General features: G+C 70.5%; 13 protein-coding genes and 1 pseudogene. 5 read left to right on the top strand and 9 right to left on the bottom strand.

Annotated features, from left to right (window positions below):
• Positions 1-41: 41 nt before the first annotated feature.
• The 4 genes from ACFYMM_RS35545 (at position 42) to ACFYMM_RS35530 (ending at position 4,639) form a co-directional block, all read left to right on the top strand.
• Positions 42-314, top strand: coding sequence for a PLD nuclease N-terminal domain-containing protein (locus ACFYMM_RS35545; protein WP_388394555.1), 273 nt, complete (start codon positions 42-44; stop codon positions 312-314).
• A gap of 4 nt (positions 315-318) precedes the next feature.
• Positions 319-777, top strand: coding sequence for a nucleoside deaminase (locus ACFYMM_RS35540; RefSeq protein WP_388394553.1), 459 nt, complete (start codon positions 319-321; stop codon positions 775-777).
• Between the two features lie 179 nt (positions 778-956).
• The gene (locus ACFYMM_RS35535; RefSeq protein ID WP_388394550.1) at positions 957-3,092 is read left to right on the top strand and encodes a hypothetical protein; all 2,136 of its coding nucleotides are present in this window, start codon (positions 957-959) and stop codon (positions 3,090-3,092) included.
• Complete coding sequence (locus ACFYMM_RS35530; protein WP_388394547.1) at positions 3,092-4,639, top strand: hypothetical protein; 1,548 nt, start codon at positions 3,092-3,094, stop codon at positions 4,637-4,639. Before ACFYMM_RS35535 ends, ACFYMM_RS35530 begins: the two co-directional genes overlap by 1 nt.
• Here the strand turns inward: ACFYMM_RS35530 and ACFYMM_RS35525 are convergent.
• From ACFYMM_RS35525 to hemL, 8 genes are all read right to left on the bottom strand, one after another.
• The gene (locus tag ACFYMM_RS35525) at positions 4,636-5,013 is read right to left on the bottom strand and encodes an SRPBCC family protein (protein WP_388394544.1); all 378 of its coding nucleotides are present in this window, start codon (positions 5,011-5,013) and stop codon (positions 4,636-4,638) included. The genes ACFYMM_RS35530 and ACFYMM_RS35525 overlap by 4 nt on opposite strands.
• 25 nt (positions 5,014-5,038) lie before the next feature.
• Complete coding sequence (ccsB, locus tag ACFYMM_RS35520) at positions 5,039-6,139, bottom strand: c-type cytochrome biogenesis protein CcsB (RefSeq protein ID WP_388394542.1); 1,101 nt, start codon at positions 6,137-6,139, stop codon at positions 5,039-5,041.
• Positions 6,136-7,857 (bottom strand): cytochrome c biogenesis protein ResB, encoded by a 1,722-nt coding sequence (locus tag ACFYMM_RS35515; RefSeq protein ID WP_388394540.1) that lies wholly within the window; start codon positions 7,855-7,857, stop codon positions 6,136-6,138. Before ACFYMM_RS35515 ends, ccsB begins: the two co-directional genes overlap by 4 nt.
• Positions 7,858-7,860: 3 nt before the next feature.
• A complete protein-coding gene (locus ACFYMM_RS35510; protein ID WP_388394538.1) occupies positions 7,861-8,634 on the bottom strand; it encodes a cytochrome c biogenesis CcdA family protein in 774 nt (257 codons plus the stop codon).
• A 1-nt stretch (position 8,635) separates the two neighbouring features.
• Positions 8,636-9,226 (bottom strand): TlpA family protein disulfide reductase, encoded by a 591-nt coding sequence (locus ACFYMM_RS35505; protein WP_388394536.1) that lies wholly within the window; start codon positions 9,224-9,226, stop codon positions 8,636-8,638.
• A 66-nt stretch (positions 9,227-9,292) separates the two neighbouring features.
• Positions 9,293-10,588, bottom strand: coding sequence for a hypothetical protein (locus tag ACFYMM_RS35500; protein ID WP_388394534.1), 1,296 nt, complete (start codon positions 10,586-10,588; stop codon positions 9,293-9,295).
• Positions 10,589-10,722: 134 nt separating this feature from the next.
• Complete coding sequence (locus ACFYMM_RS35495) at positions 10,723-11,370, bottom strand: histidine phosphatase family protein (protein WP_388394757.1); 648 nt, start codon at positions 11,368-11,370, stop codon at positions 10,723-10,725.
• Between the two features lie 32 nt (positions 11,371-11,402).
• On the bottom strand, positions 11,403-12,719 hold the full coding sequence (hemL, locus tag ACFYMM_RS35490; RefSeq protein WP_388394532.1) for a glutamate-1-semialdehyde 2,1-aminomutase: 1,317 nt from the start codon (positions 12,717-12,719) through the stop codon (positions 11,403-11,405).
• 464 nt (positions 12,720-13,183) lie between these two features.
• On the opposite strand from hemL, the gene ACFYMM_RS35485 reads away from it, so the two are divergent.
• Positions 13,184-13,621 carry a hypothetical protein gene (locus tag ACFYMM_RS35485; protein WP_003974483.1) on the top strand — a complete coding sequence of 146 codons (438 nt, stop codon included), beginning with the start codon at positions 13,184-13,186 and terminating at the stop codon, positions 13,619-13,621.
• Between the two features lie 612 nt (positions 13,622-14,233).
• Here ACFYMM_RS35485 and ACFYMM_RS35480 read toward each other — a convergent pair.
• Positions 14,234-14,435 (bottom strand): annotated as a pseudogene (locus ACFYMM_RS35480) (slipin family protein); the annotation flags it as partial.

Raw genomic sequence — 14,435 nt, 5'->3', positions numbered from 1 at the left:
GTCACCGGGGCCGCCCCGTTTCTCTGGGAGATCGCACGACCATGCTGAGGTATCTGCCGTTCCTGCTGGTCCTGGCGCTGTGGATCTACGCCTTCGTGGACTGTCTGAACACCCCCGAGGAAGAAGTGCGCCACCTGCCGAAGGTGATGTGGGTGATCATCATCCTGCTGTTCGGCGAGGTGCTGGTCGGCCCGGTCGCCTGGCTGCTCACCGGCAGACTGCGCGGCACCCCGGCACAGCCCCGGTGGGTCGCCCCCGACGACAACCCGGAGTTCCTGAAGTCCCTGAAGAGGGACGAGCCGGGGGGCGAGTGAGGCCATGGATTCCTCGGACCGGGAACAGGCCCGCGCCCAGCTCGGCGTCGCCCTCGCCGAGGCCCGGGCGGGGCTGGCCGAGGGAGGCGTCCCGGTCGGGGCCGCGCTCTACGGCCCGGACGGCGGTCTCCTCGGCCGGGGCCGCAACCGCCGGGTGCAGGACGACGACCCCTCCACACACGCCGAGACGGCCGCGTTCCGCGCGGCGGGCCGGCAGCGGACCTACCGGGGTACGACGATGGTGACCACGCTGTCGCCCTGCTGGTACTGCAGCGGTCTGGTCCGGCAGTTCGGGATCTCGCGGGTGGTGATCGGCGAGGCCACGACCTTCCGGGGCGGACACGACTGGCTGGCGGAACACGGCGTGGAGATCGTGCTCCTCGACGATCCCGAATGCGTCGAGCTGATGCGGGACTTCGTCAGGGACCACCCGGCCCTGTGGAGCGAGGACATCGGTGAGTGAACCGCGTGTCCCGACCACCGGCCCGAGCACCTGGCCGGAGGGCGGCGCGGGCGATCGCCGTGGGCTGAAGCGGCGCGCGTCGATGCTTCATAACAGATATTTTCGTAACCCAACGGACATCACGGCATCTGGCCCGCAGCAACTTCCCCTTCCTACACTGGAGTTCAAGGGGGGATGCGGTGCACAGAGGTCTGCACGGGCGTGGGGCCCTGTTCGACACGGATCCGGCCGGACTCGTACCGCGACTGGTGGGCCTGCGCCCGAACCAGCATCGCGCGCATCCGTTCGAGCATCCGAAGGAACCGCCCCTCGTCGTGCTCACGGGGGCGCGGGGTCTGGGCAAGAGCGCGGTGCTCGGCGAACTGCGGGACGCCTACCAGGGGCATACGCCGGTAGCGTTGATCGACTGCGCGGAGCCGCAGTTCGCCGCGCCGCCGGCGGACCGGCCCGAGGAGTCGTGGTCGCCGGTGACGCAGGGGCTTCTGGTCGTCGCCGAGCAGCTGGCGGAGCCGGTCACGGGGGCCGGGCGGATCACGTTTCCCCGGCTGATGTCGGGGCTCGTCGCGGTGGCCGCCGGCGGCTGGGGCGACGCCGATTCGGAGCGGATCCGGCGCGAGGTCGAGCGGATCCTGCTGCTGAACGAGGGCGGCTCGTGGGTCAGCGGCTTCGCCGGACGCTGGGCGGGGAAGGTGGCGGCGAAGGTGGTCGCCGCCGCGACCGGCACCGGACCGCTGGTGTCCGGGGCCATCGAGGCGACCCTGGAGTCCGTCGCCGAGGGCTTCACCAGCCGCCGGCACCAGAAGGCGTCGGTGTGGTACCGGACGTATCCGAACGCCGGCGGCAACGCGCAGCGCGGACTCATCCTGCTGTCCGGGCACTTCCGGGCCGACGGCACCTCCCGCGAGCACGCCGAACGGCACCTCGTGCGGGCGCTGCTGACCGACCTGACGGAGGCGTACACGGGCGTGCTGCCCCGGATGCGGCGCCTGGGCCGGCCGCTGGTGCTGGTCGACAACGCCCAGTCGGCTCCCGGTCCCGAGCTGATCGAGGCCGTACTGCGCGACCGGGCCGACGGCGGCACCGACCAGGTGGCGTTCGTCGCGGCCCGGCGCGGCGACGGCCGCCGGGCGGCCCTGCGCGGGGCGGTACGGCGTGAGCTGCCCGAGGTGGCCCGGCGCAGCGACTGGACCCCGGACCCGGCGGTGCCCTCCTCACGGGCGCTGCTGGTCGCGCTCACGCCGCTCACCCCCGACGACACCCTGCACATCGTGGGCGCCGTCTGCGACGAGATCCCGGTGCCGCCCCAACTCCCGCACGCCACGCACCGGCTGACCGGCGGAAACCCGCTGGGCATCGGTGTGCTCGCCGAGTCCGCCGCCCAGCACCTGCCGGCGGCGGACTCGCTCGGCGAGCTGCTCACCGCGGACGTACGGCTGCACGAGGACCGGGACGGGGTCCCCGCCTACCGGGAGCTGCTGGACCGGCTGGTGCCCGCCGACCGGCTGGACGAGCTGACCGTGCTGGCCGCCGCCCACGACCACGACTCGGCCTGCGCGCTGGCCGCCGCCCTGCTCCCGGACGACTTCGGCCCGGCGGACGTACGGGCCCTGCAGACCCGGCTGGCCGAGGAGGGGCTGCCGGGGGCGCCCGGCCAGTTCGTCGGTGACCCGTTCGTACGGACGTTGCTGCTGCTCAGGCTGCATCTGCGGGACGCGGACCACTCCGGGTGGCGCAGGGCCCACGAGACGCTGATCGCGCACTACGCGCCGGGCGAGGGGGACGGCGGCGACGACCCCGAGCGGGCCCGGTACCGGCTGTACCACGAACTCGCCCTGGGCTCCCCGGACTCGGCGGTGGCCCATCTGCGGGACACCTTCGCCACCGCCGGCACCCGCACCTGGCTGCGCACCCTGCGCTTCGTCGCGTCGGCGCCCTACTTCCACGCGCACGACGCCCAGGGCCGCGACTTCACCGGCCGGGGCGACCGGCGGGCGGCGGTGGCGCTGGGCCGTACGGACGCCGGGCAGCCGGCGCCCGAGGGCGCGGACGCCGTACTGGACCTGCGGGTGCGGCGGCTGCTGCACGCCGTGTGGCAGCTGGCGGATCCGCTGGTGCTGCCCGATCCGAAGGTGTGCGACCGGCTGCGGTTCGAACTGGAGCAGCTGTCCAACCTTCGGCCGGCGGGCAACGCGCTGCTGTGGCGGGCCTCCCGTGACTGGCCGGCGGCCGCGCTCGCGGGGCGCCCCCTGGACGCGCTGGACGCCCCGGACGAAGAGGACGGGGACGACTCGGACGACGGCGGCGGGGAGGCCTGATGACGCGCAGGGGCGTGGGCACATGGTTGCGCGAGGGCGTCTGGGAGATCCCGCTGCGCCGCTATCTCGCCCTGCTGGTGGCGGCGGCGCTGGTGACCGGCGGGGTCTTCGGGGTGCGCGCGCTGGCGCACGACGACCGGTCCTGTGCGCCGGGGGTGGTGCGGCCGCAGGGCAGTGACGAGTGCGTGGGCGTGGCGAGCGGCCCGTACGACTTCGGGCGGCCCCAGCTGGCGGACGCCGTCAAGGCGATCGACCGGGAGAACCGGCGGCTGAAGCCCGGCGGCTATGTGACCGTGGCGCTGATGCTGCCGTACACCTCCACCTCCCCGTCGAGCCTGGCCGACATCCAGCACCAGCTCCAGGGCGCCTGTCTGGCCCAGTACCAGGCCAACCACGCCCCCAACGGGATGGTCCCGGCGATCCGGCTGGTGCTGGCCAACCCGGGGGCGACGGGGGCGTACTGGCGGCTTACGGTCGACCGGCTGACGGCGATGACGACCTCCGCCGACCGGCTGCGGGCGGTGGCCGGGATCGGGCAGAGCACCGACAGCAACAAGCAGGCGGTCGGCGAGCTGACCCGGCGCGGCATCCCGGTGGTCGGCTCCTCCATCACCGCCGACGACCTGGCCAACGGCCAGGGCGGGAAGGACCCGTTCCCGGGGCTGGCCCGGGTCTCGCCGACCAACACCGACGAGGCCCGTGCGCTCGCGTCCTTCGCCAAGGTCGCCGCGAACCGGGCGATGCTGGTGTACGACAAGCCCGGGGACCCGTACACCGAGACGCTGAAGACCGCGTTCACCTCGCTGCTGAAGGGCTCCCCGCTGGAGCCCCGGCCGTTCTACCCGCCCGCCGACCGCAGCCAGGAGGGCTCGACCGCCGGCACCTTCTGGGAGATCACCCAGATCCTGTGCTCCACGCCCCGTACGGTGGACACGATCCTCTTCGCGGGACGGCACACCCAGCTGCGGCAGTTCATCAACGCGCTGGGCGGACGCGGCTGCGACGACCGGAAGTTCACCCTGCTGACCGGGGACGAGGGCTCGTACCTGACCGCCGACGGGAAGCTGGACCGTACGGCGCTCGGCCGCAACCTCTCGGTGCGCTACACCTCGCTGGCCCACCCCGACGCCTGGAGCGCCACGCCGGCGACCGACGGGGGCTCGGCCAGGGACACGCGGAAGCTGCTCGACCTGGTGGCCGCCGCGAAGACCGAGCCGGTCGGTCCCGTCGGCCCGACCGGCCTGGACGACGGCCAGCTGATCATCGGTTACGACGCGGTGCAGCTGGCCTCGCGGGGCATCCTGATGGCCGCGCGGGGTGGCAGGGTGCCTCCGCCGCTCGCCCAGGTGGGCCACGAATGGGGGCAGGTGCAGGGGTCGCTGCGGGTGGACGGGGCGAGCGGCTGGATCTGCCTGGACGCGCACGGCAACCCGTACGACAAGGCCGTACCGATCGTGGAACTCACCCAGCAGGGCGGTTCCCGGTTCGTGAAGGTCGCCTGGCCGGAGGGGAAGCCGCCGGGGAAGGAGTGTCTGCCGCCGTCCTAGGCGGGCTGGACAATATCGATCAGGCGTTCGAAGCGGGTGTGCCAGGCCGCCTCCGACCCGCCTTCGCTCCCGCCCTGGAACTCGTGGGTGAGGCGCAGCACGCTCGCCGTGTCCCCGTCCCGTTCCAGGTGGAACCGGACTCGGCCGCCGCCCTCCACCGTGTACTCGGCGACCCGGTCCACGTCCCACGCGGTGACCCGCCCGGTGCCCAGGTCCCGCAGGGTGACCAGGCCGTCGAGGCGGGGTTCGAGAACGTCGACGGCGGTGAACCACCCCGCGAGTCCCTCCGGGGTGGCCACCGCCGGCCAGACCTGCTCCATGGGCCTCGGGATCCGCACGAGCAAGTGGAGTACGTGCGTGTCGGAGCCGCTCATGACTCCAGTGTCACCGACCGGGCGCTCACACGCCCGCGTAGGAGTGCTTGCCGGTGACGAAGATGTTGACGCCGTAGAAGTTGAACAGCCAGCAGGCGAACGCGATCATCGCCAGGTAGGCGGCCTTGCGGCCCTTCCAGCCGGCCGTGGCGCGGGCGTGCAGGTAGCAGGCGTAGGCGACCCAGGTGATGAAGGACCAGGTCTCCTTCGGGTCCCAGTTCCAGTACCGGCCCCAGGCGTCGCCCGCCCAGATGGCGCCGGCGATGATCGTGAACGTCCACAGCGGGAAGACGGCCGCGTTGACCCGGTAGGCGAACTTGTCGAGGGAGGCCGAGGCGGGCAGCCGCTCCAGCACCGAGGTCGCGAAGGCGCCGGGCTTGCCGCCGGTCTCCAGCTTGTTCTCGTACGAGTCCTTGAACAGGTACAGGATCGTGGCGACCGCGCCGACGTAGAACACCGCGCCGCAGAAGATCGCGGTGGAGACGTGGATGTACAGCCAGTACGAGTGCAGGGCCGGGACCAGCTGGTCGCTCGCCGTGTAGAGGACGGTGACCGCGAGACCCAGGTCCAGCAGGACCGTGGTGATGAGGAACAGGCCGAGCCAGCGGACGTTCTTCTTCAGGGCGAGCAGCGAGAGGTAGATGCCGACCGCCACACAGGAGAACGTGATGTTGAACTCGTACATGTTGCCCCACGGCGCCCGCTGCACGGAGGCCGCGCGGGCGACGACGCCGCCCACGTCCACCAGCCAGGCGAGCACGGTCAGGGACACGGCGATACGGCCGTAGAGATCGCCCTGCGCGTCGCCCCCGTGGGCACCCGGACCGTCCGGCACGTCCCGGGCACCGGACGCCGCCCGGACGACGACCTTGGGCCGCTCCAGCACGGCGGTGCCGCCGGCCTGCTTGACCTGGACGGCGGGCCCGGCGCCCTTCTTCGCGGCGTCGGCGGTCAGCGAGGCGGCCGTACGGGCCACCTTGCTGCGGCTGCCGAAGATCCATTCCGCGATGTAGGCGAGGAAGGCCAGGGTGTAGACGGTCATCGCCGAGTAGATCAGCGTGTTGCTGATGCTCGCGAGGTGTTCGTTGGTCGCTGCGGCGAGATCGGTTGTGGCGGCGAGAGTCACTTCTCAGCCCCTTCGGCAGGTACGACGTGGGAGTCGGGGGTTTCTGCGGGGTCGTCGTCGGGGCCGGGTGCCCCCGGCGCCTGGTCGTAGAGGGTTCCTGCGAGGTCGCCCAGCTCCTCGGGCACCTTGGCGGACTCGCTGCGGCCGAGTCCGGCCATCTCGACGACCGTCACGCCGTCGGCGCCGCGCACGGCCCGCACCCAGACGCGGCGGCGCTGGATGAACAGGGAGGCGGCCAGGCCGAAGATCGCCGTGAGCGCGCCGCCGAGCGCCCAGCCGCCGCCGGGCTCCTGGACGATCTCGAAACCGGCCCATTCCTTCACGTCCTTCTCGAACGTGATGGATCCGGCGCCGTTCGGCAGCGACATGGTCTGGCCGGGCCTGAGGTTGCCCCGCAGCTGCCGGCCCTTGGAGTCCTTGAACTCCTTCATGTGGGTCTTGTCCAGCTGGTACACGCTCTGCGGCAGGCCCGAGTCGACGCCGAGGTCGCCGTGGTACGGCGCCAGGTTGAGCACCGGGTTCAGCAGCGCCGGGAACTGCGAGAGCACGTTGGCGCCGCCGCCGTAGGTCGGCAGGAAGAAGGCCTGCACGCCCAGCTGTTCGCTCGCGCCCTGGGCGTTCTTGTAGCCGTCCATGACCTTGACGACGCCCTGCGAGGTGACGTTTCCGTCGAGCGGCAGCAGCGGTACGGCGTCCCGGTAGACGACGTCGCCCTTGCCGTCGCGGACGGTGATGACCGGCGCGTAGCCGTGGCTGACGAGGTAGACCTTTGCGTCGTCGATCTCCAGCGGCTGGTTGACCTTGACGGTGGTCTCCTGCGGCTTGCCGTACGCGCCCTTGCTGTAGCTGATCCTCGCCTGGAACATGCGCGGGGTGCCCCGGTTGGGTCCGCTGGTCTCGTAGGTGGCCTTGAAGTCCTGGAGGTCGAAGCTGAACGGCACCAGGTCGTCGCTGTGGAAGAGGCTGCCGGACTTGAAGTCGTCGTACTGCAGGATCGAGTTGGCGAACCCGTCGCCCTCGACGACCAGCTTGGTGCCGTCCGACTTGTACATCTGGCCGGAGGCGAAGGCGATCAGCAGCACGATCAGCGCGATGTGGAAGGCGAGGTTGCCCAGTTCACGGACGTACCCCTTCTCGGCGGCGACCGCCTCCCCCGCGACGTGCGCGCGGAAGCGGCGCCTCTTGAGGAGGGTGAGCGCGGCCTCGCGGACCTGCTCCGGCTCGGCCGTGGTGCGCCAGGTGGTGTAGGCGGGCAGCCGGTCCAGGCGTCGGGGGGCGCCCGGCGGCCGGCCGCGCAGCTGGCCGACGAACTGCCAGGTGCGGGGGACGATGCAGCCGATGAGGGAGACGAACAGCAGGATGTAGATCGCGGAGAACCACACCGAGCTGTAGACGTGGAAGAGGCCGAGCTTGTCGTAGACCGGCGCGAGCGTCGTGTGGGTCTTGCGGAAGTCGTCGACCTTGTTGATGTCGGCGCCGGTCTGCGGGATCAGCGAGCCGGGGATGGCGCCGAGCGACAGCAGCAGGAGCAGCAGCAGCGCGACCCGCATGGAGGTCAGCTGGCGCCAGAACCAGCGGACCCAGCCGATGACGCCCAGGGAGGGCAGGCTGACCGCCTCCTCCTGCGGGGCGGTGGACAGCTGCGAGGCGGCCGCCCCCAGGTCCTGGTCCCGGTCCTCGGCTCCGCCCGTGGGGGTGCCGGTGGTGGTCTCGCTCATCGATCAGATCCCCACAGTGAAGCCGTTGGACCAGGTCTGCATCTCCTGCACGAGACGGTCCCACGCGCCGGTCAGCAGCAGCACACCGGTCACGATCATCATCGTGCCGCCGATGCGCATCACCCAGACATAGTGGCGCTTGACCCAGCCGAAGGCACCGAGGGCCTTGCGGAAGGCGACCGCGGTGAGGACGAAGGGGACACCGAGGCCGAGGCAGTAGGCGACGGTCAGGACGGCGCCGCGGCCGGCGCTCGCCTGCTGGGAGGAGAGGGCGACGACGGAGGCCAGGGTGGGGCCGATGCAGGGCGTCCAGCCGATGCCGAACAGGGCGCCGAGCAGGGGCGCGCCGACCAGTCCGGTGGCGGGCCGCTTGTGGAAGCGGAACTCACGCTGGGTCAGCCAGGGCATCAGCCCCATGAAGAAGACGCCCAACAGGATCATCAGCACGCCGAGCACCTTGGAGAGGGTGTCCTTGTGGTCCTGCAGCGTCTGGCCGAAGAAACCGAACAGCGCTCCGCCGGAGACGAACACGGCCGTGAAGCCGAGCACGAACAGGGAGGCACCCGCCACCATCCGGCCCCGGCGGGCGTCTCCCAGGTCGGCGCCGGTGACGCCGGTCACATAGGAGAGGTAGCCGGGCACGAGCGGAAGGACGCACGGGGAGAAGAAGGAGACCAGGCCGCCGAGGACGGCGACCGGCAGGGCGATCAGCAGGGCGCCGTCGCGGACGGTCGTGTTCTGGCCCGTCAGGGCGGCAAGCGTCACAAGGTCGCTCACGTCACTTCTCCGCGAGGACCGGCTTGAGCATCTTGAGCAGGTTCTCCTCGCTGAGCGCCTCCAGCGCCCGCGCCGCGATCTTCCCCTCGCGGTCCAGGATCAGCGTGGAGGGGACCAGTTGCGGGTTGAGCGTGCCCTTGTTGAAGCGGAGCATCAGCTTGCCCGTCGGGTCGTACAGGCTCGGGTAGGTGATCCCGTGCTCCTTCTCGAAGGCGACCGCGGGGGTGTTGCTGGTGTCCCGGGTGTTGATGCCGACGAACTGGACGCCCTTGCCCGCGTAGTCCTTGGAGACCTTGGAGAAGTACTGCGCCTCGGCCCGGCACGGCCCGCACCACGAGCCCCAGACGTTGATGACGACGACCTTGCCCTTGTAGTCGGCGACGTCGAGGGTCTTGCCGTCGATGGTCTTGCCGGACAGGTCGGGTGCCGCCGTCCGCTTGCCCTGGGGGGCCGTGTCGATGCCGTTGTTGCCGGTGACGAAGTTGGTGTTGCCGCCCCCGCCGGAGGTGCCGCCGGAGCCGCACGCGGACAGGGTCAGGGCCGCGGCGGCGGCCACGGCGCTGAGGAGGACAACGCGGCTACGGGTACTCATGTGAAAAGTTTCGCATGCCCGTTCCGGGGATCTTGCGCACCCCCCTCAGGGGCGGAAAACCGCATTTCAGGCGGCACCCGCGGAGGACGACGCGGCGCCCTTCGTGCCCTTCGTGTCCTTCAGGAAGCCCTTCCAGCCGCCGGCCGGCTTCTGCCCGACCCCCAGGGTGCGCAGCTGGGCCAGCACCTCCGGCTTCTGCACGTCGATCCAGTCCACGAACTGCCGGAACGAGACCATCCGCACGTCCGCGCCCTTCTCCTTCTCCCGGGCGATGTGCTTGAAGGCCTCCTCGACGGAGTCCATGTAGATGCCGCCGTTCCAGTGCTCGAAGTGGTTGCCTATGAAGAAGGGTGCCCGGTTTGTCTCGTATGCCCGCTGGAATCCCGATATGTAGGCCTGCGCGGACTGCGTCCGCCAGCCCGGGTAGTTGTAGGCGGGCGCCTTGGTGGTCTTGAGGGACTGGTTGGCCATCATGTTGTAGTCCATCGACAGGACCTCGAAAGAACGTCCGGGGAAAGGTATCTGCTGCAAGGGCAGGTCCCAGAGCCCCATCCGCTTCACCGGCCACACCTGACGGCCGCCCGGCGAGGAGGCGTCGTAGCGCCAGCCCAGCTTGCGGGCGGTGGGCAGCAGGTTGTCCTGGCCGAGCAGACAGGGCGTACGGCCGCCGACCAGTTCCTTGTCGTAGTCGAACGGCAGGGCCGGCAGATCGCTCCAGCCGGTGTTGGTCCGCCACTCCTTGACGAAGGCCTTGGCCTGCACGATCTCGCTGTGCCACTGCTTGGGTGTCCACCACTTCACCGAGCCGTGCCCCTCACCGCAGAAGTGGCCGTTGAAGTGGGTGCCGATCTCGTGCCCGTCCAGCCAGGCCCGGCGGACGTTGGCGAGGGTGGCCTTGAGGTGCGCGTCGTTGAGGTAACCGATGTCGGAGGCGCCGCGCCGGTTGTTCGGCGGGTTGTAGAGCCGCTTCTTCGACTCGGGCAGCAGGTAGCTCCCGGACAGGAAGAAGGTCATGTGCGCGCCGTGCTGGGCGGCGAGGTCGAGGAAGCGCGGGAAGAGGCCGTTGCCCACCTCGGCCGCCCCGTCCCAGGAGAAGATCACGAACTGCGGCGGGGTCTGGCCCGCCTCCAGCGGCTGGGGCTGCTCGGGCTGGTGCGGCTGCTTGCCGGTGTAGGACGTGGAACCGTCGCCGATGCGCCGGGCGGTGACCTTCGGCTGGTCACCGGAGTGACCGCTGCCGGAACCACCGCCCGAACTCGATCCGCTCGAGCCGCCCGTGAGAGTGCCGCAGCCGCTGAGTCCGGCAGCGGCCGCGGCACCCGCACCGAGCCCGAGCATCCCCCTGCGAGTGAGAGCGCGCATTCCAAACCCCGATCCGTACGTCCTTCTGGTGGTCACATATTCAGAGGACGCGACGAAGCGGAAGGTTCCCCAGCGATCTCAACCGGTTCGTAATAAAAGTAATGAAAATAAGATCCGAGGCCCGAGGGCCATGCTCAGGCGCCGAAGGCCTTGCCCTGACCCTTCACCGGCTTGGCTCCGGACAGCAGATGAGCCGGGACCAGGTCCCGGGCCGGCTCGCTGTAGCCGACGGACACGATCCGGTCGCCCTTGTAGGTGAAGGTCGTCAGCGAGGCCAGCGTGCACTGCCGCTTGCGGGGATCGTGCCACAGCCGCCGCTTCTCCACGTACGACCGCACGATCCAGATCGGCAGCTGATGGCTGACCAGCACCGCCTCGTGCCCGCGTGCCCGGTCCTTCGCCACGCCCAGCGCGCCCATCATCCGCACGACCTGGTCGACGTACGGCTCGCCCCAGGAGGGCTTGAACGGGTTGAAGAGGTGCTTCCAGTTGTCGGGCTTGCGCAGCGCGCCGTCCCCCACCCCGAAGGTCTTGCCCTGGAAGACGTTCTCGGCCTCGATGAGCCGTTCGTCGGTGGCGAGGTCGAGGCCGTGCGCCTTGGCGATCGGGGTGGCGGTCTCCTGCGCCCGCTCCAGCGGGGAGGCGCAGACGTACGTCACGTCCCGCGGTGCGAGGTGCTCGGCGACCCGCTCGGCCATCTGCCGGCCCAGTTCGGACAGGTGGTATCCGGGCAGCCGCCCGTACAGGATCCCGTCCGGGTTGGCGACCTCGCCGTGCCGCATGAGGTGGACGACGGTGATGTCGCTTTCGGTGCTCACGCGGTGGCCTCCGCGGCGGCTCGGGCCGCCGCCGGAAGGGCGTCGGCGATCTTCTGGATGGCCCGCTCGTCGTGGGCCGTGGACACGAACCAGGCCTCGAAGGAGGACGGCGGCAGATAGACACCGTTCGCGAGCAGGGCGTGGAAGAACGCGGTGAAGCGGAACGACTCCTGCCGCTTGGCGTCCTCGTAGGTACGCACCCGCCGGTCGGTGAAGAAGACGGAGAACATGTTGGAGGCGGTCTGCAGCCGGTGCGCCACGCCCTCCTTGCTCAGCGCCTCGGTGACCAGGTGCTGGATCTGCGCGGAGACGGCGTCGACCTTCTCGTAGGCCGCGTCGTCGAGGAGCCGCAGCTGGGCGAGGCCCGCGGCGGTGGCGACGGGGTTCCCGGAGAGGGTGCCGGCCTGGTACACGGGCCCGGCGGGCGCGAGGTGGGCCATCACGTCGGCCCGCCCCCCGAAGGCGGCGGCGGGGAACCCCCCGCCCATCACCTTCCCGAAGGTCATGAGGTCGGGCCTGACCCCGTCGATCCCGTACCAACCGCTCCGGCTCGTCCGGAACCCGGTCATGACCTCGTCGGAGATGAAGAGGGCGCCGTTCTTGGAGCAGGCGTCCTTGAGGCCCTGGTTGAACCCCGGGTCCGGCGGTACGACGCCCATGTTGCCGGGCGAGGCCTCGGTGATCACGCAGGCGATCTCACCGGGGTGCCGGTGGAAGGCCTCCTGCACGGCCTCCAGGTCGTTGTACGGCAGCACGATGGTGTCGCCGGCCTGGGCGCCGGTGACGCCGGGCGTGTCGGGCAGCGCGAAGGTGGCCACCCCGCTGCCGGCGGCGGCGAGCAGCGAGTCGACGTGCCCGTGGTAGCACCCGGCGAACTTGATCACCTTGGACCGCCGGGTGAACCCGCGGGCCAGCCGGATGGCGGACATGGTCGCCTCGGTGCCGCTGCTGACCAGCCGCACCTGCTCGACCGGCTCGATCCGGGCGACGATCTCCTCGGCGAGGGCGACCTCGCCCTCACCGGGCGTACCGAAGGACGTACCGCGCGAGACGGCCTCCTGTACGGCGGCGATGACCTCGGGGTGGGAATGGCCGAGGATCATGGGCCCCCAGGAGCACACGAGGTCCACGTACTCCCGCCCGTCGGCGTCGGTGAGGTACGGGCCGGTGCCGGACACCATGAACCGGGGCGTGCCGCCCACGGCGCGGAAGGCGCGCACCGGGGAGTTCACGCCGCCGGGCGTGACGGCGGACGCACGGTCGAAGAGCGCCTGTGAGGCAGGCGCTTCATAGGGATAGGGCAGTTCACTCATGGCACTCACCTCCTCAGGGTAGGCCGCGCCCGGGACGGACCATCGCCGACCTCATGATCGAGGCCACACCATCTGCGAGACTGAGAGCTGATACACACAGCTCATACGGCACACCGTGTCCAGAGGCTGCGAAGATCCTGCGGACCGATGTTTCGGCGCACGTTTCGGCGGGCGGCCGTGGGGGAGGTCACTGACACGATGATCGGGTTGCGCGGCGGGGGCCGCGCGTCCTAGAAAAGCAGTCGGGTGGAGATATGCATCGCGGTGGCGGACTGGGCGAGGGGACTGACGACCTGGGTCCTCGACGTGCCCGGCGGGGAAGGCACCGGCGCGAGGCGGAGGAAGCGACCGAAGCACGTCCGACCCAGGGCGTGCCGAGTGAGCCGGAGCGGCTCGACCGACGTATAGATCACCTGGATCGTCGGATCGACGAGTTGAGGGCTGGGAGCAGGAATGGTGGTCGGGTGGGGGTGACGTACAAATACTTCGGCGCACCCGACGGTGCGACGGCGGCCCGCGTCCCGATCTCGATGCGTCCCGAGGAACTCGGCGGTGACGAGCTGGGCATGAACGGCATGTTCACCAAGATCAAGCCGGAGACGATGGCCGCGATGGTACTGACCGGCATCGAGGGCGTCCCGCTCCACAAGGTGCCGCCGCTGGAACTGGTCGTCCTGCACCCCGACTACGCGGTGGTCAAGCTCCCCATGACGGTCGTGGACCCCCTGCGCGGCATCGGCGAGGAGGCGGTGGGCGCGGCGGCGTTCATCTGGTCGACGGTCCCGGACCGCGGCGGCCCTCGCGACGCGTTCAACGTGTACCAGCTGCTGCACGAGTGGCAGGACTTCAGCCATCGGCTGCATGAGGCGGGGCATCAGCCTTATTGCCTTGTGTGGCCTTGAGCCGGGGTTCTTCGGCAGCAGCCCGTCCTCCACGGCCATGCCGAGAATGCTGGAGACGATGTCGAAGATGCCCTCGGCCATCGGCACTTCCGGTTCCGCGTCCTGGCGCATGCGGATCCAACCCTGAATGATCGAGGGCTTGTTGAGGGACCGCAGTTCGCGTCGGCCGAGGTGATCGACGTTGGGTTGCGGACCATCGCCTCGTAGCGGAGCGCGGTCGACGGACCGACGGAGTTCGCGTCAAACCACTTCTGGGTGTAGGCGCCGAGCGTCCGTTCCGTCTCGGCGGGGACGACGGAGGAGCCGCGCCGGGTCTCGACACCCACCTCGGCGGCGCGGTTGTCCGCCTGGGCTTTCGTGTCGAAGTTCTCCTCGCCTGCGCCGGCGGACGTCAGGGTCGCGCCGACGGACATGCCGGCGCTTGCCGATGCCATGGTCGGCGGTGGGAACCATGGTGCGGCTCTTGTATTCGCCGCACTGGGCCTCGGTGGGAGTGGGTGGGACTTGTACCGAGGGTCGAACACGTCGGCCAAGAAGGACCCCGGGATGCGGTCGGGGGTCTGAGGGAGGGTCTGGACCGCCCCTCAGAGGCATCACCGCCCACCGGAGCGCTCAGCTGGTTTCGGTCCCCCCGTTCGGTGCGGGCACGCGAGCAGATTCGGTCAGGTCGAGGGCCGGTACGAGCGTGGGGGACAGCGGTGCCGTTGCGCCGGCCGCGTTCGCTTCGCGGGCGAGGAAGGAGCCGAGTTCGCCGATGGTGCTCATCAGCGGTGCCGGGAAGACGACGGTGGTGTTCTTGTCCACGCCGATCTCG

Source organism: Streptomyces sp. NPDC006739 (assembly GCF_042869815.1).
In the GTDB taxonomy this organism is placed as follows: Bacteria; Actinomycetota; Actinomycetes; order Streptomycetales; family Streptomycetaceae; genus Streptomyces.
This window is presented reverse-complemented; position numbering and strand designations above follow the sequence as displayed.

Bases quoted from the DNA above. Each gene is read 5' to 3' on its own strand.
- ACFYMM_RS35530 (WP_388394547.1), top strand. From the start codon at position 3,092: ATGACGCGCAGGGGCGTGGGCACATGGTTGCGCGAGGGCGTCTGGGAG.
- ACFYMM_RS35540 (WP_388394553.1), top strand. From the start codon at position 319: ATGGATTCCTCGGACCGGGAACAGGCCCGCGCCCAGCTCGGCGTCGCC.
- ACFYMM_RS35515 (WP_388394540.1), bottom strand. From the start codon at position 7,857: ATGAGCGAGACCACCACCGGCACCCCCACGGGCGGAGCCGAGGACCGG.
- ACFYMM_RS35500 (WP_388394534.1), bottom strand. From the start codon at position 10,588: ATGCGCGCTCTCACTCGCAGGGGGATGCTCGGGCTCGGTGCGGGTGCC.
- ACFYMM_RS35505 (WP_388394536.1), bottom strand. From the start codon at position 9,226: ATGAGTACCCGTAGCCGCGTTGTCCTCCTCAGCGCCGTGGCCGCCGCC.
- ACFYMM_RS35495 (WP_388394757.1), bottom strand. From the start codon at position 11,370: ATGCGGCACGGCGAGGTCGCCAACCCGGACGGGATCCTGTACGGGCGG.
- hemL (WP_388394532.1), bottom strand. From the start codon at position 12,719: ATGAGTGAACTGCCCTATCCCTATGAAGCGCCTGCCTCACAGGCGCTC.
- ACFYMM_RS35545 (WP_388394555.1), top strand. From the start codon at position 42: ATGCTGAGGTATCTGCCGTTCCTGCTGGTCCTGGCGCTGTGGATCTAC.
- ACFYMM_RS35525 (WP_388394544.1), bottom strand. From the start codon at position 5,013: ATGAGCGGCTCCGACACGCACGTACTCCACTTGCTCGTGCGGATCCCG.